We start from the raw sequence: 20,139 nt of genomic DNA, 5'->3' as shown, positions 1-20,139 counted from the left end.
CATGCGCGAATCCATCATGTCGGCCGCCCGGATGGCCGTGCAGGGCCACGGCTACAACGCCCTGAGCTTCCGGGAACTGGCCAAGGCGGTCGGCATCAAGAGCGCGAGCGTCCACTACCACTTCCCTACCAAGGGCGATCTCGCGGCGGCGCTCGCCAAGCGCTACGCCGACGAAGCGGAAGTGTTCTTCGACGAGTTGCTGGCCACCCCGCAAACGCACGATGCGCTCATGCGCGCTTACACCTCGGCCTTCCGCAAGGCGCTCGAAGACGACAACAAGATGTGCCTGTGCGGCATCATGTCGGCCGAGTACACGGACCTCCCCGACATCGCTCGTGTCGAAGTCGATCGCTTTACCGCCGTCAACACGCGTTGGTTACTTCGGGTTCTGACGGATCGCCACCCTAACGCCCCTCACGATGCGCTCGAGGCGCGCTCGCTGGCCATCTTTGCTGCGATCGAAGGTGCGCAGCTGGTGGCGCGAGGTCGTGCGGATCTGGCTTCGTTTGATCGGATTATCGAGGCTTATCATGCGTCGGGGTTGTTCGACTAAAGACCACGCACCACCCGTCAGAGCGGTGCGCGGTTTCAAACCGTCAGGGACTGAGGCCCGCATCGAGCGCCCCGGCATACGCCGCAGAGAGCGTCTTGCCCTGGTAGGTCTTCCCTGCCACATCGTCGTAGAGCCAGAGGAAGGCACCCGTGATGTTGCACTGTGCCGTCCAGCCCGCGATCTTGCTCTGTGCGCTGGGCACCGTGTCGCCGCCGATCGACGAATCGCCGAGCCCCGGATAGACCGGCACGCCGCCGAAGTCCCAACCCGAACACGGGCTGTTGCCCGCGCCGCCGGCATAGGCCTGCAAATGCACACCATCGACCGTGCCGGCGCGCTGGCTGTTGATCTGCGTCACCACGGATTTCCAGTACGAAGCGTTCGTATAGGCATCCGGCATCACGTGATAGCCGAGCTTGCCGAGCATCACGGAGAAGGCGACGGTCGAAGCCGCGTCGTAGCTGTTCTCGTCATCCAGGTCGATCGCATCGATCGAGGGGATGGCCTGCTTGAGCGCCTGGAAGTTGCGATAGAGCGTGCTCTGCGTACCCGTGCCACCGCCGGCACCCGTGCTGTTCACGAGAGCCTTGATGTCCTGGAAGTCGCCGACGTTGGACGAGCCGATGCTGAAGGTGATGCGTTTGACGCCTGCCGATTTCAGAGCGGCAAGGTTGGAGACGAAGCCGGGATACATCTTGTTGCCGATGTAGGCACCGTTGGAAACGATGGGGAATTCACCATTGAGGTTGAGATCGCCATTCGACTTGACCTCGACACTCCAGACGATGACTTCGGTGAAAGGCGTGAGCATCCTCAGATGAAACACCAGCAAGGCGAACGACAAAATCGTCGTCGGCGCCCAAATCCCCGTGCAATGCGCGTGGCGGACGAAGAAACCATAACTCGCGTGCGAGCTCCTGCAGCTCCTTATGCCCCCACTCGTGCTTTAGTGCGCCGATACGGACTTGGACACCCGTCTTGTACCGGTTCGCAAGCGCGCTAGGTGCAACTAGGTTACGCACCGTCGCCCCAGCTCTAATTAGATCTCCAGCCGCCTTGGCACCGCGCCAATCGACGTCGGCGCGAACGCCAATTCGCTGCTCCCCGGAGGCAATGGTCCTCAGTTGAAGCGTGTCACCGAGAAATTGAGCAGAGAGGCGACCAACGCCTTTCGATCCCGTTACCTGCCGATCCAGGCCCCTTGACCGAAAATCACGTTGCTTGTGCGTTGTGCCGACACGCATCCAGAATGAAAGGAATTCATCACGAGTCATTCCATGACCATTGTCGGTGACAGTGATGGCGTCATTAGCGAAATCGATCAAGACCTCGGACGCATCTGCGTCGTACGCGTTCTTGACGAGCTCCGCCAATGCAACATGCGGACGGCCCACGAGCCGCTCTCCCAGCTCTCTAAACAGCGCCGCATCGACGGTAAAGTTATGGAACTCCGGCACCCCTTCCGAGGCGTCAGGCACAACTGTCGAATTACCCTGAGCCATACCCTTCCCTGTTCTGCTCGTCTCCCAAAGGGAGTCAGAATCCGGCGCCAACCGGCGCGTTTGTCACCCGCACTTCGAATACCCACAATTCAAACAGGTCTGGCACCCATCCATCAGCACCAACGCCTGCGTATTGCACTTCGCGCAAAGGGTGGCGCCAGCCGGGAAGCCTGAGGCATTCATGTGGGCGGCTTCTGCGGCGGCCTGGCTATCGCCGGCGGAGCCGGCTCCCACAGGGGCTGCCGTGGTAGCGGCGGCCGGCGTTGCGGGCTTGGCAGCCTTTTCGTAGGCAGCACGCTTCTCGGCAATCAGCGCGCGAGTCGCATCGCTCATCTCCGGATCGTGGATCAGCCCGATCGACTTCATATGCTGCTCAACCACCGCGCCGATCTCGGCGACGATGCTCGGCATATAGACGCCACCGGTCTTGAAGTAGCCGCCGCGCGGATCGAAAACCGCCTTGAGCTCTTCAACAATAAACGTCACGTCGCCACCCTTGCGGAAGACGGCGGACAAAATTCGGGTGAGCGCGACGATCCACTGGAAGTGGTCCATGTTCTTCGAGTTGATGAAGAGCTCGAAGGGACGACGCTGCTCGTGCTTGGTACCGGCGTTCAGGACGATGTCGTTGACGGTGACGTACAGCGCATGCTCGAAGAGCGGCGACTTGATCTTGTACGTGCTGCCGACGAGGGTCTCCGGTCGTTCCAGGCTTTCGTGCATCTGGATGACTTCGGCCACGGGCGCGGCTTCTTTCACCGGCACGGGCGCGGGGGCCGGAGCGGCCTTGTCCTCGGGCTTAACGACGTTATAGCCCTTGATCTTCTTTTCGATCTTGATCGCCATGACTCTTCTCTTATAGGTATCCCGCCCGGCGCCAGGCGCCGGGCGGAATGGGTGCTACTTACTTACGACGGCCACGAACGGCGCTCTTGCGTGCCGACGTACGACCGGTCTTGCTGGCAGTGGACCTCTTGACCGCCTTGGGGGCGGCTTTCTTGCTGGCGGCCTTGCGGACCGTCTTCTTTACTGCTGCGACGCGGCCGGCGCTCTTGCGAGCTACCTTGGCCACGCCCTTCTTGACGGCCTTGCGAGCCGTCGAGACTTGCTTGGCGACGCGACCGGCGGCCTTCTTGACCGTCTTGCGGACGGCGGCGGCCTTCTTCACGACGCGACCGGCTGCCTTGCGGGCAACCTTCTTGACCTGCTTGACCGTCGAAGCGGCCTTACGGGTCGAGACCTTCTTGGCAACCTTGGCGACCTTCTTGGAAGCAACCTTGCGAACCGGCGCCTTCTTGACGGCCTTCTTGGCGGCAGCCTTCTTGACCGCAACCTTCTTGACAGCCTTCTTGGCGGCGACCTTCTTGACCGCTGCCTTCTTCACGGCGGTCTTCTTGGCCGGCGCCTTCTTGGCAGCTGCTTTCTTGGCCGGAGCTTTCTTGGCCGGAGCCTTCTTGGCGGCAACCTTCTTCACAGCAGCCTTCTTGACAGCCTTCTTGGCGACAGCCTTCTTGGCAGCAACCTTCTTGGCAGCAACCTTCTTCGTCGCAGCCTTCTTACCGGCAGCCTTCTTCGTCGCAGCCTTGGTAGCAACGACCTTCTTGGCCGGAGCCTTCTTGGCAGCAGCTGCAGCCTTCTTCGGAGCAGCCTTCTTCTTGGCAACCGCCTTCTTCGGCGCCGCCTTGACCGGTGCAACCTCGGCAACCACAGCCTTAGGAGCCGCCTTGCGGGTTGCCTTCTTCGCAGCCTTCTTGGCCGGAGCCGGCGTCTCCACCGGGGCAACCTCAACAACGGCAGCCTTCTTCACCGGCGCCTTGCGAGCTTTCTTGACGACGGGCTTCACCGGTTCCGGCGAAACGTCGTCGGGACCGCTGACGAAGTCTGGCTCGCTGTAATGATCGACCGAGACCGGGGTCACATCGTCAGCGGCAGCCGGGGTCGGCTCGATGGTCTTGATGGCGACCGGCTTCTTCTTGACGACCGGCTTGGCGACGACCGGCGGCGTCACTTCGGCGGTGACATTCGTCTCCGCTTCGGGCGTGTCGCTGGTGTCATTGGTGTCGATATCGGGCAGCTCACCCTCGACAACCTGGTTTTCATTGGACATGTTTTTCCCTCTCCGCGGGGTCAGAACTTACCGTAATAGCCTTCCTTCAAAGCATCGAAGAGGTTCGCGGCGGTGTGCATTTCACCGTCGTATTCGACCTCTTCGTTACCCTTCAGTTCGACAACGCTACCGTCTTCCAATTCGAAGCGATAGAGGGTGTTCTCAAGGTCGGTTTCTTTTACGAGCACGCCCTGGAACGCGGCGGGGTTAAAACGGAACGTCGTGCAGCCCTTCAGACCCTGCTTATGGGCATACATATAGATGTCCTTGAAGTCCTCATACGGATAATCCGTCGGGACGTTCGCGGTCTTGGAAATGGAGGAATCGATCCACTTCTGTGAGGCCGCCTGGATGTCTACGTGTTCTTTCGGGCTGATGTCGTCGGCGGAGACGAAGTAATCCGGCAGGCGGGTCTTCGGGTCATCGGAGAACGGCAGCGCCTCGGAATTGATGAGGGCGCGGTAGGCCAGCAGCTCGTAGCTGAAGACCTCGACCTTTTCCTTCGACTTCTTGCCTTCGCGGATCACATTGCGCGAATAGTGGTGCGCAAAGCTGGGCTCGATGCCGTTGGAGGCATTGTTGGCCAGGCTCAGCGAGATCGTGCCGGTGGGCGCGATCGACGAGTGGTGGGTGAAGCGCGCGCCGGTCTCGGCGAGGGCTTCGATCAGCTCGGGGGCCACTTCGGCCACGCGCTGCATGTAGCGGGAGTACTTCGCGTGCAGCGCGCTGCCACGGATGCTCTGGCCGACCTTCCAGCCGTCCTTGACCATCTCCGGGCGCTTGCGCAGCATCTCGGCGGTCACTTCGTACTCGCGTGCCAGGACGGGCGCCGGGCCCTTTTCCTTGGCCAGCTCCAGGGCGACTTCCCAGCCGGCGACGGCCATCTCACGCGAGACTTCCTCGGTGAAGGCGACCGCATCGGCGTTGCCGTAGCGCATCTTCAGCATGGTGACCGTGGAGCCCAGGCCGAGGAAGCCCATGCCGTGGCGACGCTTGGAGATGATCTCTTCGCGCTGCTGGGCGAGCGGCAGGCCGTTGATCTCGACCACGTTGTCGAGCATGCGGGTGAACACGCGGACCACTTCGCGGTACTCGTCCCAGTCGAACCGGGCCTTGGGGCCGAACGGATCGCGGACGAAGATCGTCAGGTTGATCGAGCCGAGCAGGCAGGAGCCGTACGGCGGCAGCGGCTGCTCGCCGCAGGGGTTGGTCGCGCGGATGTGCTCGCACCACCAGTTGTTGTTCATCTCGTTGACGCGGTCGATGAGGATGAAACCCGGCTCGGCGTAGTCATACGTCGAGACCATGATCATGTCCCACAGGTGCCGCGCACGGATGTGACCGTAGATCTTGCAGGCGACCAGGCCGTCTTCGCGCGTGACGTAGTTCTGCTTGGTCGGCCACTCGCGCCAGAGGACCTTGGTCGCGTCGTTGAGGTCGATCTCGTGCTGCTCTTTGACGTGCACCGGGAAGACCGTCGGCCAGTCCTGGTCCTTCTCGACCGCTTCCATGAAGCCGTCGGTGATCAGCAGCGACAGGTTGAACTGGCGCAGGCGGCCGTCTTCGCGCTTGGCGCGGATGAATTCCTTGGCGTCCGGATGCGCGATGTCGAACGTGCCCATCTGCGCACCGCGGCGACCGCCGGCGGAGGAGACGGTGAAGCACATCTTGTCGTAGATATCCATGAAGGACAGCGGGCCCGACGTGTGGGCGCCGGCGCCGGAGACGTAGGCGCCGCGCGGGCGCAGCGTCGAGAACTCGTAGCCGATGCCGCAACCGGCCTTCAGCGTGAGACCGGCTTCGTGCACCTTCTCGAGGATGTCGTCCATCGAGTCGTGGATGGTGCCCGAGACGGTGCAGTTGATGGTGGACGTCGCCGGTTTGTGCTCGAGCGCGCCAGCGTTGGACGTGATGCGGCCAGCGGGAATGGCACCGCGGCGCAGGGCCCAGAGGAAGCGTTCGAACCAGTGTGCGCGCAGCTCGTCAGTGGCCTCGACATCGGACAGGGCGCGGGCGACGCGCTGGTAGGTCTCGTCCACCGAGCCGTCGACGGGCGCGCCCGACTTGGCCTTCAGACGGTACTTCTTGTCCCAGATGTCGTATGAGGCAGGCTGAAGCGGAATGGCCGCGGTCTCAAGCCCCATGGCTTGCGCACGTGCTGTGCTCATGTATGTGTCGTCCTCGAGTCTAGGCCCTTGTAGGCCTCTTATTGGCTTGCGTTGACGCAACCACCTCGACAGCTCTCCCCCCGGAGCTTCTGCCGACCATCCTTAGCCCCCTCGCCCGCATGGCTAAAAAGCCTTTGCCGACGATGGTTTGAAGCATGAACCTGCCTAACCGCAGCACCAGTGCTAGGTAACAAGTCAGCCTGGGAACACAAGATGTTGTGGTTACGACCGGAGTGAACCTTAATCCCGGAGAGGCCCGAAGTAAAGTGTCGGTGATCGCTGTCTCACGGGTTGAAACTCGGCGCGAAGACGGTGGTCTTACGCGTCGATTGGCCTGTTTCAGCCAGCAAACAAGGAGTTCCTGCATGACCGCCAGCGCATATCGGCGAACTAAGATTTTTTCCCTGGTCGCTGCCCTGGGTTTTGCCCTGGCCTCGCCCGCGTTTGCCGGCCTTCCGCCGTCCATCGACGGTCAGCCGATGCCTTCATTGGCACCGATGCTGGCGAAGGTCACACCGGCCGTCGTGAACATCTCCACGAAGACCCGCGTGCGCACCCGCAATCCCTATTACGACGATCCGGTGTTCCGCCAGTTGTTCGGCAACCAGGGTGTTCCGCGCGAACGTGTGGAGCAGAGCCTGGGCTCGGGCGTGGTCATCGATGCCGAAAAGGGCTACGTCTTGACCAATCACCATGTCGTGGGGGGCGCGGACGATATCACGGTGACGCTGCAGGATGGTCGCGACTTCAAGGCGAAGCTGCTCGGCAGCGATCCGGAGACCGATGTGGCGGTGCTGCAGATTCCCGCCGAGCGCTTGCAGGCCTTGCCGATCGCGGATTCTTCCGCGTTGCGCGTGGGTGATTTCGTAGTTGCTGTGGGCGATCCCTTCGGTCTTGGGCAGACGGCGACATCGGGCATGGTCTCGGCGCTGGGTCGTTCCGGCCTGGGCAAGGGCTTTCAGAACTTCATCCAGACCGACGCCTCGATCAATCCCGGCAACTCCGGCGGCGCGCTGGTGAACCTGCGCGGCGAACTGGTCGGCATCAACTCGATGATCTTCACGCCGTCCGGCGGCAATGTTGGCATCGGCTTCGCCATCCCGACGGATCTGGCGACCGGCGTAATGAAGCAGCTGCTGTCTTACGGCAAGGTGCGACGCGGCAACCTCGGTGTGGAGGTGCAGGACATCACGCCGCGCATCGCCCAGGCGCTGCGACTGAAGGACAGCAATGGCGCCGTGGTGACGCGTATCAATGAGGGCTCGCCGGCCGATGGCGCGGGCTTGCAGACGGGTGACGTGCTGACCGCGATCGATGGGAAGGCGGTGCGCTCGGCGCAGGATGTGCGGAATACGGAAGGCCTGTTGCCGCTGGGCGCGAAGGTGAAGCTGTCGGTGCAGCGCGAGGGCGCGTCGCGCGATGTGGAGGCGACGATTGCCGCCGTGGCTATCGCGTCGGTCGATGGCGGGAAGGTGGATCCGCGGTTGGCGGGCGTGACCTTGAGCGATCTCACGGCGGATCAGAAAGCGGGTGGCTTGTTTGGTGTGGTGTTGGGTGGGGTGAAGCGTGGGTCGGTGGCGGCTTCGGCGGGGTTGAAGGATGGGGATGTGGTGGTGGGGGTGCAGCAGAGGAAGGTGGTGTCGGTGAAGGGGTTGCCGTTGGGGGCTGGGGCTTCTGGGGGGCAGCTGCTTTTGACGGTGGTTCGTGATGGGAGTGTGTATTACGCGGTTTTGTAGGCTATCGCCGATGAAGCGGCTCCCACATAGAGCAGAGCTACCGGCTCTGTGTGGGAGCCGATTCATCGGCGATGCTCTTGCCGCCATGCGATGCTCTTGCCGCAATGCCACAATCCCCCGACAGCCTACGTTCTGTTTCCCACCGGCAGGATGCCGATTGACGTCAAAGGGTGCGCCGAGGCCTTCAATAGCCCACAATTGCGCCCCAATGCCCAACCCCGCTTCCGTCCCGAGGTTCTTGCCGTCCATGTCTCTCCGTCTTGCGCGACTGTTTACCGCCACGCTGATCGGCCTTAGCGCCTCTGCAACCCTTTTCGCCGCCGATACCGCCCTCGTGTGGCGTGGCGATATCACCACCGCGCGCGGCGTGGTCATCGACGTCGCCAAGGCCTGGGAGAAATCCGGCAAGGGCAAGTTCGAACTGCAGCCCTTCAATACGGCCTCCGGTATCGACGCTGTCGTCAAGGGCACGGCGGATATCGCCGGCTCCGCGCGTCCTGCCGTCGGCGCGGCCGAGCAGTCGCTGACCTTCACCCCCGTGGCATGGGACGCCCTGGTGATGGTCACCTACCCGTCCAACCCGGTGAGCAACATCACGCTCAAGCAGCTCCATGAGATCTACATGGGGCACATCACCAACTGGAAGGATCTGGGCGGCGCCGACCAGCCGATCAACCTCTACGCCGTGGCCAGCCCGGCCGATGGTGTGGAATACAGCATGCGTCGCCTGCTGTTCGGACGCGGCAACCAGCCCGTCGCCGCTCCGCGTCTCTACGTCAACGTGGCCAAGCTCGAAGAGGGCGTGACCCTCGACAAGCAGGGCCTGGGCGCGACGACGCTTGCGGGCGTGGCCTCGAACAAGAAGGTGAAGATCCTGCAGATCGATGGCGTCACGCCGTCGGCCTCGACCGTCGCGAGCGGCGCCTACGTGCTGTACTCCGAGATCTACCTGGTTACCAACGACACCAATCCGAAGGCCGCCGAGATCAAGGAATTCCTTGCCTTCGTGACCTCGAGCACCGGTAGCTCCCTGCTCCGCTCGCACAGCCTCGTGCCGTACGCCGATGGCGCCTCGCTCGCTGCAGGCGATGCCGCTCGCCGCGCCACGATCGCGTCCACCGTCGGCACGCGTGCCAACGTGGGCCAGGCGATGACCACCGCGCCGACCGTCGCTGCTGCCGCTCCGGCGGAAGCCGCGAAGGAAGTCGCCGTGGCCAAGGCCGAGACGAAGGGCAAGGGCGGCAAGGCCGCGAAAGAGGCCAAGGCCTCGGTCGCCGCTGCTGCCGCCGAGCCGTCGCAGTTCGCCAAGGTGGTCGCCAGCGTCAGCACCTCGGCGCACATGGGCTTCTCCGGCGTCCGCTCGGAAGCCTTCACGGCCTCCGACAACGCCAAGGCCGGCGGCAAGTTCGCCAAGGTCCTGGCGGATGCCGTGGTGGTGAAGGGCAAGCTGGCTGCGAAGCCGGCCGCCCCGATCGACAGCTCCGAGAAGTCGACCAAGATCGCCACGCCCAAGGTGACCGAGGCCAAGCCGGCCCCGGCCGCCAAGCCGGAAGCCAAGGCCGCGGTCGCCAAGGCCGCGTCGAAGCCCGCCGCCGCCGCGTCGCACACCTACAAGGTGTCGGCCGGTGACACGCTGTACTCGATCGCCAAGAAGAACGCAGTGGACGTGAACCAGCTGCGCGCCATGAACGGCCTTAAGGACAACAACGTCCACGCCGGTCAGGTGCTCAAGGTCAGCGCACGCTGAGCCCCATGGCCGTCCGCGCCGTCTCGCTCGACCTCGACGACACCCTGTGGCCGGTTCTTCCGGCCCTGATCGAGGCCGAGCACGTCGTCGACCGCTGGCTCAGGCAACACCATCCCGATGTCGCAAACGCATGGCCGATCGAGGCCATGCGTGAGCTTCGCGAGCAGATCGCCCGCGACAACACCCATCTTTCCCACGATTTCAGCGAGCAGCGCCGGATGACCATCCGCGCCGCCTTCGCACACTGCGGCATCGACGATGCCCCGGTGGATGAGCTGTGGCGGCTCTACTACGCCGCTCGCAATAATGTGGAGCTCTACCCCGACAGCTTGCCGGCCCTGGAGCGCATCGCGCACCGCGTGCCGATCGTCAGCATCTCCAACGGCAATGCGGATCTGGAGATCATCGGCCTGCACCACCTCTTCCATACCCGAATCAGTGCGGGTGGACTGGGCGTGGCCAAGCCGGATGCCCGCATTTTCCTGGCGGCCGCCGAGGCCCTGGGCATCGCGCCGGCCGACATCCTGCATGTCGGCGACGATCCCCTGCTCGACGTGGTGGGTGCGCGTGAGGCCGGGTTGCGCACGGTCTGGCTCAATCGCACGGGTGAGGCCTGGTCGCATGGACCTGCGCCCGACCTGGAATTCCCTGACATGACTCATTTAGCCGATTGGGTAGAAGCGTCGGCGCTGACGGACAGTTAGAATAGCGGCCTACCGATTGCACCATTCCATTGACGCGGTTGCCAACGACCGCGAGGCACGGGAGGCCTGATGTCGCCGCTGATCGAACGCAAGACCGGAAAACGTGTCGCCATCCCCATCGAGACCGTCGATGTGGCAGGCATGGTCGCCGCTGAAGCGCGGCTCGGTCCGGCGCATCGCCAGTGGTTGGTATCGACAGCGTACCGTGCGACACCGGGCGCGATCCTCGTCCTGCCCGACGTCAAGGGTGCGATTGCCCGCGTCCTCGTCGGCGTGGATCGTAACGATCCCCTCGCCGCCCTCGGCTCCCTGCCCTCGCGCTTGCCCGAAGGGCTGTACGAGCTGGCTGAAGAAAGCGTCATCGAAGACCGCGACCTGCTCGCGCTCGGCTGGGCCCTCGGCGCCTATCGCTTCGATCGTTACCGCACGCGTGCGCGCCCGCCGGCACAGCTGGTGGTGGATGCGGCGACGCTGCGCTCCGTGCAGCCGGTGATCGATGCGACCAACCAGGTGCGCGACCTGGTCAATACGCCCACCGAAGACATGGGCCCGGAACATCTCTCCGCCGCCATCCGTGCGCACGCCGACGAACACAAGGCGAAGGTGCAGGAATGGGTCGGTGATGAACTGCTCGCCGCGAACTTCCCGACCATCCATGCCGTCGGCCGCGCAAGCCATCGCCCGCCGCGCATGATCGAACTGACCTGGGGCAAGAACTCCAACCCCAAGCTGGTGATCATCGGCAAGGGCGTCTGCTTCGATACCGGCGGCCTGGACATCAAGCCGGCCGACGGCATGCGCTGGATGAAAAAGGACATGGGCGGCGCGGCACACGCCATCGCACTCGCCGGCCTGGTGATGCAGGCGCGCCTGCCGGTGCGCCTCACCTTGCTGGTTCCTGCCGTCGAGAACGCCATCGCCGGTAACGCGATGCGCCCGGGCGACGTCATCAAGACACGTGGGGGTCAAACCGTGGAGGTGGACAACACCGACGCCGAAGGCCGCCTGGTGCTCTGCGACGCCATCGCCTACGCGGTGGAGCAGGCACCGGATCTGATCGTCGATTTCGCCACGCTCACCGGCGCGGCGCGTGTCGCGCTCGGCCCCGAGCTGCCCGCCCTCTTCACCAACCGCGACCAGCTCGCCGACCACGTGATCGGCGCCGCGGAACTCGTCGGCGACCCCCTGTGGCGCCTGCCGCTGTGGCGTCCGTACCGTCGCATGCTGGAGTCGTACGTGGCGGACTTCGCCAACGCCGGCCCCTCACGCCACGCCGGCGCCATCACCGCCGCGCTCTACCTCGAACGCTTCGTGCCCGAGACGCAGAACTGGATGCACCTGGATACGTACTCGTGGAACGACACGGATCGCCCGGCCCATCCGCGCGGTGGTGAAGCGCAGGGCTTGCGTGCGTTCTATCGGTTCCTGTCCGAGCGCTACTCGTAATTTGTAGGAGCCGATTCATCGGCGATGCTCTAAAGCTCTCTGTGGGAGCCGATTCATCGGCGATGCTCTAAAGCTCTCTGTGGGAGCCGATTCATCGGCGATAGCCAGGTTGCCTCAACCTGGCCCGCTGCCGCGGGATCGCCGATGAATCGGCTCCCACCATCGCCGCTGAAGCGGCTCCCACACAACAGCCAAAGCGAACCTCAGGCCTCAGGCTCGCTATCGGCGATCTGATCCGCCACTACCGCATCGGCCGCCGCGTCGATCGCATCGGCGCGCTGCTTCTTCAGCGCAACCACCGCACGCAGATTCCGCTCCAGCTCCGCGATCGACAGCGGGAAATACGCGTCGTCGCGATCGCTCACCTGCCAGCTGTGCAGCCGCTTCGATGTCGCCGCCACGCCGCTGGCGACCAGCGCCTCGCGCACCTCGTCGGGGTCCAGATCGGTCGACTGCAGGATCAACTGCCAAAGCCAGTTCATGCGCTGAGGATCGACGCCCCGCGTCATCGGCGGGCGCGTGTATTCGCGCGACGGCGGTTCGAATTCGCTCATGATGGTTCCCTGATTCAGCCCGTACGCCCCGATTATGGCAAAAGATTTATGTAGGAGCCGATTCATCGGCGATAGCTCTTTGTGGGAGCCGCTTCAGCGGCGATTGGGTGCTTGCCACAACCTGGCCCGCTGCCGCGGGATCGCCGATAAATCGGCTCCTACAACAGCCTGGCCCGCTGCCGCGGGATCGCCGATGAATCGGCTCCCACACAGTGCATGCGGTATCGTCGGAATCTGACTGCACCGGAGCCTCCCCCATGCGCCGTACGCTCATCGCCCTCGCCCTGCTCTGCATCGCCACGCCCTTGCTCGCCGACGACACGCCAACGATCAAGGACCTCGGCCCCCGACTCGAACACCTCGACTACCCCTACCCCGTCACGCTGTTCCCGGTGACGAGCCAAGGCCAGTCACTCGAGATGGCCTACATGGATCTCAAGCCGGAAAAGGCCAACGGGCGCACCGTCGTCCTTCTGCATGGCAAGAATTTCTGCGGCCCGTATTGGCAGGCGACCGCCGAGCACCTGCGTGTCGCCGGCTATCGCGTGGTCATTCCCGACCAGATCGGCTTCTGTAAATCGTCGAAGCCGCGTGGCTACCAGTACGGCATCGAGCAACTGGCGGCGAACACGCATGCCCTGCTCGCCAGCCTCGGCGTGGACAAGGTCACCGTGGTCGCGCATTCGATGGGCGGCATGATCGGCACGCGCTACGCGTTGATGTACCCGCAGGGCGTGGAGAAGCTGGTGCTGGTCGATCCGCTCGGCCTGGAAGACTGGCAGGCCAAGGGCGTGCCCTGGCGTAGCGTGGATGAGTGGTATGCGAGCGAGTTGAAGACCTCGTACGCGACCATCCGCGCGTACCAGCTGAAGAGCTACTACGACGGCAAGTGGAAGTCCGACTACGACCGCTGGGCGGTGATGCAGGCTGGCATGTATGAGGGTAGCGGCCGCGATACGGTCGCATGGGCGGGTGCGCTCACCTACGACATGATCTTTTCGCAGCCAGTGGTCCATGAGTTCCCGAACATCCGCGTGCCGACCGTGCTGATCATCGGGCAGGCCGACAAGACGGCGATCGGCAAGGATGCGGCGCCGTCATCGGTGCGTGACACGCTTGGCAACTACGCCGAGCTGGGTAAGGAAGCAGCGGCGACCATTCCCGGCGCGAAGCTGATTCCGCTCGATGGCCTTGGCCACGCACCGATGATCGAAGCGCCCGAGCGTTTTTACAAAGCCCTCGACCAGGCGCTCTAGCGCGGCTTGCTCTGTGTAGGAGCCGATTCATCGGCGAAAGCCAGGTTGCGATACGCTGCCCCGCTGCCGCGGGATCGCCGATGAATCGGCTCCCACAAAGAGCCGGCCTGCCTTCAGGTCAGGCGACTTGCTCGCGTGGCGGCACGAACTGCGCGAGCTTGCCGCTGAAGATGCGATCGCGATTGGCGGGATCCTCGAGCAGTGAATGCGGAAAGACCGGCCGCAATGCACTGACGGTGTCGAGTCGCGCAAGCTGGTCGGGCGATAGGACGACCTTAACCGCCGCCAGATTCGCCTGAAGCTGCGCCACACTGCGCGGACCGATGATCGGTAGCGCACCCTTGGCCGCCACCCACGCGATAGCCACCTCGCCCGGCGTGACACCCAGCTCGTCCGCCGTCGCGATGACGGCATCGAGAATCGCCGTGCGCTGCTTTGTGTCTTCCGCCTGGAAGACCCTCCCGCCGAAGCCTTCGGCACGACCACGCTCACCTTGGCGGTACTTGCCGGTGAGCATGCCGCCGCCCAGCGGTGACCAGGCGACCACACCCAGGCCCAGCGCCTCGCCCATCGGCAGCAGTTCCTGCTCGGTGCTGCGCTCTACCAGACTGTGCTCGACCTGCAGGCCGGCGATCGGGATGCTGCCACGCAGTTCGGCGATGGTGGCCGCACGTGACACGCGCCATGCAGGAAAGTCGGACAAGCCGGCGTAGAGGATCTTGCCCGCGCGCACGAGATCGTCGAACCCGCGGACGATTTCCTCCATGGGCGTCACGCCGTCGGCGTAATGCACCCAGTAGAGATCGACGTGATCGGTGTCGAGTCGCTTCAGGCTTGCATCGAGCGAGGCCACCATGGCCTTGCGGCTGTTACCGGTGACCAGGAGACCCGCGTTAGCCTGGGCACTCTGGCTGAACTTGGTGGCCAGGACGAATTCGTTGCGGCGACCGACCAGCAACGTGCCGAGAATCTCTTCCGACTCGCCGAACTGATAGCTGTCGGCGGTATCGATGAAGTTGCCGCCGGCGTCGGCGTACGCATCGAGCATGCGCTTCGCCTCGTCGGGCTCGCTGCCATGGCCCCACCGTGTGCCGAAGCTGCCGGTCCCGAGCACCAGCTCGGAGACGCGCAAACCCGTGTGCTTACCAAAAAGCTTGTAACGCATGATGTCCGGTTCCTCTGTTAGGCGGGAAAGCCCCGCCCCTAGGGCGAGGGCCTGATGGCTTACTTGCCGGCGGCTTCTTCGATGACCTTCACCACCACGTCGGGATGCGACAGGAAGACGGTGTGGCTCGAACCCGGCACCGTGGTGACCTTGGCTTTTGCGCGCTCGTACATCCAGCGCTGCAGGTCCATGTTGATGGTCTTGTCGGCGCCAGGCAGCACGGCCCATGAGGGTTTGGTGTGCCATGCCGCAGCCTTCGCTGGCGTGCCGAACGCTTCCACGGACAGGATCACCTGCGAGTGCGCCATGAAGTCCGCCAGTGCGGGGGAGGAATCCGCGGCGAAGTTCTCGCGGAACTTCGTGGGGTCCATGTAGAAGAATTTGCCGTCCGCGGTCTTCTTGACGTCGTCGTTCGGCGCCGGGTACTTCGCCATCGTCTCGAGCGTCGCGGTGCTCTCACCGACGTCGGGCACGAGCGCGGCCAGATACACGAGCGACTTCACCTTCGGATCCGCGCCCGCTTCGGTGATGACCTGCCCGCCCCAGCTGTGGCCGACGAGCACGGTCGGTCCGTCCTGCTGGTCGATCACGCGCTGGGTCGCGTCGACGTCGGCGGCGAGGCTGGTTTCGGGAATCTGCACGATCGACACCTTGTAGCCCTTGGCAGCGAGCGAGTCGTAAACCGCGCGCCAGCCGGAGCCGTCGGCGAAGGCGCCGTGGACGAGGACGACGTTATGGATCGGGGCCGCCTGGGCGGCGGGGGTACCGGCGACACCCAGCGTCAGGGCGCCCAGGGCGAACAGCGTGGAAAACTTCGACATGGCCAATCTCCTTCGTGATGGTTTATGATTGCGACTGCAATCTAATATCTTTTCGTGGCGGTTGCAATCAAAGTCGTCAGAACGGTTCAGGAGTGTGAAATGCGTGTTTCGAAGGAAAAATCGGCCGAGAACCGCGAAGCCCTGCTCGCCGCGGCGAGCCGGCTGTTCCGGGAGAAGGGCGTGGACGGCGTAGGCGTGGCGGAAGTGGCAAAGGAAGCCGGGCTGACCCACGGCGCGCTCTATGCCCACTTCCCCTCGAAGGATCTGCTCGCGGCCGAGGCGTTCTCGCACGGTTTCGCGCAGCGGATGGACCGTGCACGTGCCTGGGCAGGTGATCGGCATCCCTCGTTTGAGGAATACCTGGACGGCCTCTACACCACGCGCCAGCGAGACGACCTGACGACGAGCTGCCCGATGACAGCATCCGCCAGCGACGTCGGACGCCAGGGCGAGGCACTCAGCCGTAGCTTTGCGCAGGCGTTCGAGGAAGAGGTGTCGATGATGGCCGGCGCGATCGACGAGACCGTGCCGCAGGACGTCAGGCGTCAGCTGGCGGTGGCGTCGATTGCGGCGCAGATCGGCGCGATCGCGGTGTCGCGAGCGGTCGCCAAGACCGATGCCGCGTTGTCGGATGAAGTGCTACTGGCGACGCGCGATGCGATCGCGGCCGCCTTCGCGGCGCGCACTGCGGTCGTGTAGGAGCCGATTCATCGGCGATAGCCAGGTTGCGACACCCTGGCCCGCTGCCGCGGGATCGCCGATGAATCGGCTCGCACATGAGTCGAAAGCATCGCCGATGAATCGGCTCCCACAGTATTGGTCCCACAGTTACTGCACGAACAAACAGTTACTGCACGAACGAAATCTCGCGCTGTACGGGGCGGATGACGTAACCCACGGGCATCCAGCCTGCACTACCCGGCGCCAGCGAGACGGTTTCGAAGAGCACCGCCCGGGCGAATTGCGCGATGAAGATCACGTTGAGGTAATCGCCCGCAGGGAGCCCGACAGGATCGCGCACGCGCGTGACTTCGAACCATTCCCGGCCGGTCAACGCGCCGCGGTCGACGCGAATCTTCCGCATATAGCGAACCCATTCCGCGCGCGGTACGAGTCTCTGCATCATCGCGCCGGCTTCGAGCCACATGGCATCAGGCCGGCGTGCGTTGGACAGCTGTACCCAGTGCGTGGCGTTGGCCACGGCGTTGTCGAGGGAGTTCGGCTGGGGGCCGAGGCGCGGCTCGTGGGCGACAGTGAGCATCGCGCCGTAGGCGTTCGTGCCCGTCAGCCGCGGCGCGGGGATCTTTCGTGCAACGGCGCTCGCTGGGGCCATGGGCCGCCTCCCACCTTATCGTGGCACCCAGCTTCAGGCGCCCAGAGCCCCCTGCCAAGTCGGCCGGAGGGAATACGGCGGTTGGTCGAGCCCTGTGGGAGCCTTACCGGCGGCCGAAGGCCAGGACTTCTGCGGTGTAGGTCTCGACCACGAGGCTGAAGGGCTGGTTGGCCTCGGTGAACAGGACGGCCCGGTGGCGCAGCAGCTCGTGCGGGATCGCCAGGGGGCCCTTGGTGGCCGGCGGCAGCGGTGCTGCCATCTCCCAGCCCTTGGGCAGGGGTGACCAGAGGAGGTCCGCGCTGATCGTCTGGCGGCGGAAGTGCAGCGGCTGGACGACCTTGCCGAACGGCTGGTCGGTGGTGTCGAGGATCTGGTTCATTTCCGGGGTGAGGCGGGACGGGACGTACCAGTTGTCCGCCTCGGAGAGCACGTGGTCGCCGCAGGCCAGCTGCACGCGACGGTACTTCACCGGCTCGTCCGGGCCGATGGCGAGGGTCTGCCGATCGTCGGCCGGCAGCGGCTTGTCCTGACCTTTCACCTGGCGCGCGAGGATCTTCGCATCGCCGGCCAGCGCGTGGTCGCTGCACCAGCGCTCCAGCGTGAGCGTCGCGCTGGGGTGGCTGAGCAGGTCGGCGTTGAGCGTTTCCAACAGCGCCAGCGCCTGCGTGCGCGAGGCGACATCGTCGGTGAACGGTTCGCGCGCGTGAGCCGACGGCGCCGAGGTGGCAGCCATGACGGCGATACTTCCGGCGGCGATGAAGGTGCGGGTGCTGGTCATGACGCTCACTTGCCTGTATCGATGAAGTAGATCGCGAAGACGTTCTGTTCGACCTTCATTCCGCCGACCTGAAGATCCACTTTTGCCCTGGGCTCGGGGACAGGCAGGGTCATGCTGAAGAGCTCGTCACGCCCCCCGACAAAGGTGGGCGAATCCGTGACCGTATAGAGCGTACCCAGCCGGACCCCATAGGCCTCAGCCATGGCCTTGGCAGCGCGCATGGAATCCTTGATCGCCTCGCGCAGGACATCCTGACGAACGCTATCGATGTCACTGCGGGTGACCTTCGTCCCGGTGATCTGCAGCTCCTTGTCGGCCTCGATGCCGTCGATGAACTGCCGGAGATCATCCAGGTTCGCGAAGACAGCATGGGCGGTGCGCGACACTTCGGTACCGCTGAACGCTTCCTTGTCATCGCGGTACTCGGTCTTTGCAAAGACGCTGATCGCCGTCGCATCGATCGACTCCGGTAGCGCGTGGTGCGCCTTGAAGCCAGCCAGGACACCGGCCATCAGTGTCTCGACGCGGTTGCGGGCGAGCGCCGGCTTCATGTCGACGGCGACGACTCGCAGATCGATCCCGAATCGATCCGGTTGCACGGTTCGCTCCGCATGACCTTTGGCGGACAGATAGGGAGACGATGGCGTCTCGGATGCCAAGGCAAGCATCGGCAACACGGCGAGAGCGACAGCCAGCACATAACGATTCATACCCGACGATCTCCTTTCGAAACGGATGGTTTGTGACTACAGACCCTTGGCAGCCTGGGCGACCGCGCGGAACAGTGCGCGACCCTTGTTCATCGTCTCTTCCCACTCGGCAGCCGGGTCGGAGTCGTAAACGACACCGCCACCGGCCTGCACGTGCAGGCGGCCGTCCTGGATCACGGCGGTGCGGATGGCGATGGCCGTATCCGCATCGCCCCACCAGCCGAGCCAGCCGATCGCGCCGGCGTAGATGTTGCGCTTGAAGGGTTCGAGTTCCTGGATGATCTCCAGTGCGCGGATCTTCGGCGCACCGCTGACCGTGCCTGCCGGGAAGGTCGCCTTGATCACGTCCATATACGAGAGATCTTCGCGGATGTCGCCCTCGACCTGGGACACGATGTGCATGACGTGCGAGTAGCGCTCGACCACGAAGGACTCGGACAGCTCGACCGTGCCGGTCTTGCTCACGCGACCGACGTCGTTGCGACCGAGGTCGATCAGCATGAGGTGCTCGGCGCGCTCTTTCGGATCGGCGAGCAGCTCGGTTTCGAGCGCGACGTCTTCGGCTTCGTCGGCACCGCGACGGCGCGTGCCGGCGATGGGACGCAGCACGACGCGACCGGCCTTCAGGCGCACCAGGATCTCCGGCGACGAGCCGACGATCTGGGTCGGACCCATGTCGATGAAGAACATGTACGGCGAGGGATTCATCGCGCGCAAGGCGCGATACACGTCCACCGGCCGCGCGTTGAACTTCACGCTCAACCGCTGCGACGGCACGACCTGGAAGATGTCGCCGGCGCGGATGTATTCCTGCGCCTTGCGCACCACGTTCTCGTACTCCTCGCGGGTGAACGAGGATTTGAAATCGGATTCGTCGATCGCCGCCGGCTGCAGCATCTGCGGGTAGGACACGCCGCCCTGGCGCAGACGGAAGGCCAGCGCATCGAGACGGCGCGACGCATCGGCATACGCCTGCGGCTTCGACGGATCGGCGTGGACGATGAGGTAGAGACGACCCTTCAGGTTGTCGAACACCGCCACTTCGTCGGCGAGCATCAGCAGGACGTCGGGCGTGCCGATCTCGTCGCGCTTGTCCCATTGGGCGAGGCGCTTTTCGATGTAGCCGATGGTTTCGAAACCGAAGTAACCGACAAGACCGCCGGTGAAGTCCGGCAGGCCGGGCAGCTTGGGCACGTCGTACTGCTTGCGCAGCACTTCGATCTCGGCGAGCGGATCGTCGAGATGGCGACGCTCGATCACCTCACCACTCTCTTCCACTTCCAGCTCGTGGCCACGCAGGCGATACACGCGCCGCGCCGGCAGGCCGATGATGGAATGGCGTCCCCACGTGGCGCCGCCCTCGACCGATTCGAAGAGGAAGGTATACGGGCCATCGGCCAGCTTCAGGTACACCGACAGCGGCGTGTCGAGGTCGGAGAAGACCTCGCGTACCAGCGGAATGCGCGTATGGCCCTGCGCGGCGTAGGCATCGAATTGTTTGCGGGAAATCATTCGGGGCGTCGAATCGGGTGGGGTGACCGGTGATTGTAAGCTGCGCG

General features: G+C 64.2%; 19 protein-coding genes. 7 read left to right on the top strand and 12 right to left on the bottom strand.

Annotation, left to right across the window (positions count from 1 at the left end; genetic code table 11):
- The first annotated feature begins 1 nt into the window (after window position 1).
- Window positions 2-553: a TetR/AcrR family transcriptional regulator gene (locus BJI69_RS10425; RefSeq protein WP_244465306.1), complete on the top strand. Its 552-nt coding sequence runs from the start codon at window positions 2-4 to the stop codon at window positions 551-553.
- Between the two features lie 43 nt (window positions 554-596).
- On the opposite strand, the gene BJI69_RS10420 is transcribed toward BJI69_RS10425, so the two are convergent.
- The 5 genes from BJI69_RS10420 to BJI69_RS10400 all read right to left on the bottom strand — a co-directional run bounded on the left by BJI69_RS10420 (window position 597) and on the right by BJI69_RS10400 (window position 6,330).
- A complete protein-coding gene (locus BJI69_RS10420) occupies window positions 597-1,379 on the bottom strand; it encodes a hypothetical protein (RefSeq protein ID WP_154670743.1) in 783 nt (260 codons plus the stop codon).
- Window positions 1,288-2,055 (bottom strand): ATP-binding protein, encoded by a 768-nt coding sequence (locus tag BJI69_RS10415; protein WP_071924922.1) that lies wholly within the window; start codon window positions 2,053-2,055, stop codon window positions 1,288-1,290. Before BJI69_RS10415 ends, BJI69_RS10420 begins: the two co-directional genes overlap by 92 nt.
- Before the next feature lie 63 nt (window positions 2,056-2,118).
- Window positions 2,119-2,901 carry a TSCPD domain-containing protein gene (locus BJI69_RS10410; protein ID WP_046968630.1) on the bottom strand — a complete coding sequence of 261 codons (783 nt, stop codon included), beginning with the start codon at window positions 2,899-2,901 and terminating at the stop codon, window positions 2,119-2,121.
- A 58-nt stretch (window positions 2,902-2,959) separates the two neighbouring features.
- Window positions 2,960-4,162 carry a hypothetical protein gene (locus tag BJI69_RS22735; RefSeq protein WP_219811411.1) on the bottom strand — a complete coding sequence of 401 codons (1,203 nt, stop codon included), beginning with the start codon at window positions 4,160-4,162 and terminating at the stop codon, window positions 2,960-2,962.
- A gap of 20 nt (window positions 4,163-4,182) precedes the next feature.
- Complete coding sequence (locus tag BJI69_RS10400; protein ID WP_046977389.1) at window positions 4,183-6,330, bottom strand: adenosylcobalamin-dependent ribonucleoside-diphosphate reductase; 2,148 nt, start codon at window positions 6,328-6,330, stop codon at window positions 4,183-4,185.
- A 365-nt stretch (window positions 6,331-6,695) separates the two neighbouring features.
- On the opposite strand from BJI69_RS10400, the gene BJI69_RS10395 reads away from it, so the two are divergent.
- From BJI69_RS10395 to BJI69_RS10380, 4 genes are all read left to right on the top strand, one after another.
- A complete protein-coding gene (locus BJI69_RS10395) occupies window positions 6,696-8,066 on the top strand; it encodes a Do family serine endopeptidase (RefSeq protein WP_071924921.1) in 1,371 nt (456 codons plus the stop codon).
- A gap of 247 nt (window positions 8,067-8,313) precedes the next feature.
- Window positions 8,314-9,813 carry a LysM peptidoglycan-binding domain-containing protein gene (locus tag BJI69_RS10390; protein ID WP_046967909.1) on the top strand — a complete coding sequence of 500 codons (1,500 nt, stop codon included), beginning with the start codon at window positions 8,314-8,316 and terminating at the stop codon, window positions 9,811-9,813.
- Between the two features lie 5 nt (window positions 9,814-9,818).
- Window positions 9,819-10,517 (top strand): HAD family hydrolase, encoded by a 699-nt coding sequence (locus tag BJI69_RS10385; RefSeq protein WP_046967908.1) that lies wholly within the window; start codon window positions 9,819-9,821, stop codon window positions 10,515-10,517.
- A 69-nt stretch (window positions 10,518-10,586) separates the two neighbouring features.
- Window positions 10,587-11,963: a leucyl aminopeptidase family protein gene (locus tag BJI69_RS10380; RefSeq protein ID WP_046967907.1), complete on the top strand. Its 1,377-nt coding sequence runs from the start codon at window positions 10,587-10,589 to the stop codon at window positions 11,961-11,963.
- Between the two features lie 203 nt (window positions 11,964-12,166).
- On the opposite strand, the gene BJI69_RS10375 is transcribed toward BJI69_RS10380, so the two are convergent.
- On the bottom strand, window positions 12,167-12,517 hold the full coding sequence (locus BJI69_RS10375; protein WP_046967906.1) for a hypothetical protein: 351 nt from the start codon (window positions 12,515-12,517) through the stop codon (window positions 12,167-12,169).
- 257 nt (window positions 12,518-12,774) lie between these two features.
- Here BJI69_RS10375 and BJI69_RS10370 point away from each other — a divergent pair, with 257 nt between their 5' ends.
- Window positions 12,775-13,773, top strand: coding sequence for an alpha/beta fold hydrolase (locus BJI69_RS10370; protein ID WP_046967905.1), 999 nt, complete (start codon window positions 12,775-12,777; stop codon window positions 13,771-13,773).
- A gap of 118 nt (window positions 13,774-13,891) precedes the next feature.
- On the opposite strand, the gene BJI69_RS10365 is transcribed toward BJI69_RS10370, so the two are convergent.
- Together BJI69_RS10365 and BJI69_RS10360 are read right to left on the bottom strand one after the other, a co-directional pair.
- Complete coding sequence (locus BJI69_RS10365) at window positions 13,892-14,938, bottom strand: aldo/keto reductase (RefSeq protein WP_046967904.1); 1,047 nt, start codon at window positions 14,936-14,938, stop codon at window positions 13,892-13,894.
- A gap of 59 nt (window positions 14,939-14,997) precedes the next feature.
- Complete coding sequence (locus BJI69_RS10360; RefSeq protein WP_046967903.1) at window positions 14,998-15,759, bottom strand: alpha/beta fold hydrolase; 762 nt, start codon at window positions 15,757-15,759, stop codon at window positions 14,998-15,000.
- 99 nt (window positions 15,760-15,858) lie between these two features.
- Between BJI69_RS10360 and BJI69_RS10355 the strand changes: the two genes are divergently transcribed.
- Window positions 15,859-16,458, top strand: coding sequence for a TetR/AcrR family transcriptional regulator (locus tag BJI69_RS10355; RefSeq protein WP_046967902.1), 600 nt, complete (start codon window positions 15,859-15,861; stop codon window positions 16,456-16,458).
- A gap of 148 nt (window positions 16,459-16,606) precedes the next feature.
- Here the strand turns inward: BJI69_RS10355 and BJI69_RS10350 are convergent, their stop codons facing one another.
- The 4 genes from BJI69_RS10350 to trpE all read right to left on the bottom strand — a co-directional run bounded on the left by BJI69_RS10350 (window position 16,607) and on the right by trpE (window position 20,092).
- Window positions 16,607-17,092, bottom strand: a complete 486-nt coding sequence (locus BJI69_RS10350; RefSeq protein WP_046967901.1) for a DUF4019 domain-containing protein — start codon at window positions 17,090-17,092, stop codon at window positions 16,607-16,609.
- Between the two features lie 103 nt (window positions 17,093-17,195).
- A complete protein-coding gene (locus tag BJI69_RS10345) occupies window positions 17,196-17,870 on the bottom strand; it encodes a hypothetical protein (RefSeq protein WP_052767210.1) in 675 nt (224 codons plus the stop codon).
- Window positions 17,871-17,875: 5 nt separating this feature from the next.
- Complete coding sequence (locus tag BJI69_RS10340) at window positions 17,876-18,580, bottom strand: SIMPL domain-containing protein (RefSeq protein WP_052767208.1); 705 nt, start codon at window positions 18,578-18,580, stop codon at window positions 17,876-17,878.
- A 36-nt stretch (window positions 18,581-18,616) separates the two neighbouring features.
- Window positions 18,617-20,092: an anthranilate synthase component I gene (gene trpE, locus BJI69_RS10335; protein WP_046967900.1), complete on the bottom strand. Its 1,476-nt coding sequence runs from the start codon at window positions 20,090-20,092 to the stop codon at window positions 18,617-18,619.
- Window positions 20,093-20,139 lie beyond the last annotated feature (47 nt).

Origin of the sequence: Luteibacter rhizovicinus DSM 16549 (assembly GCF_001887595.1) — a bacterium.
Classification (GTDB): domain Bacteria; phylum Pseudomonadota; class Gammaproteobacteria; order Xanthomonadales; family Rhodanobacteraceae; genus Luteibacter; species Luteibacter rhizovicinus.
This window is presented reverse-complemented; position numbering and strand designations above follow the sequence as displayed.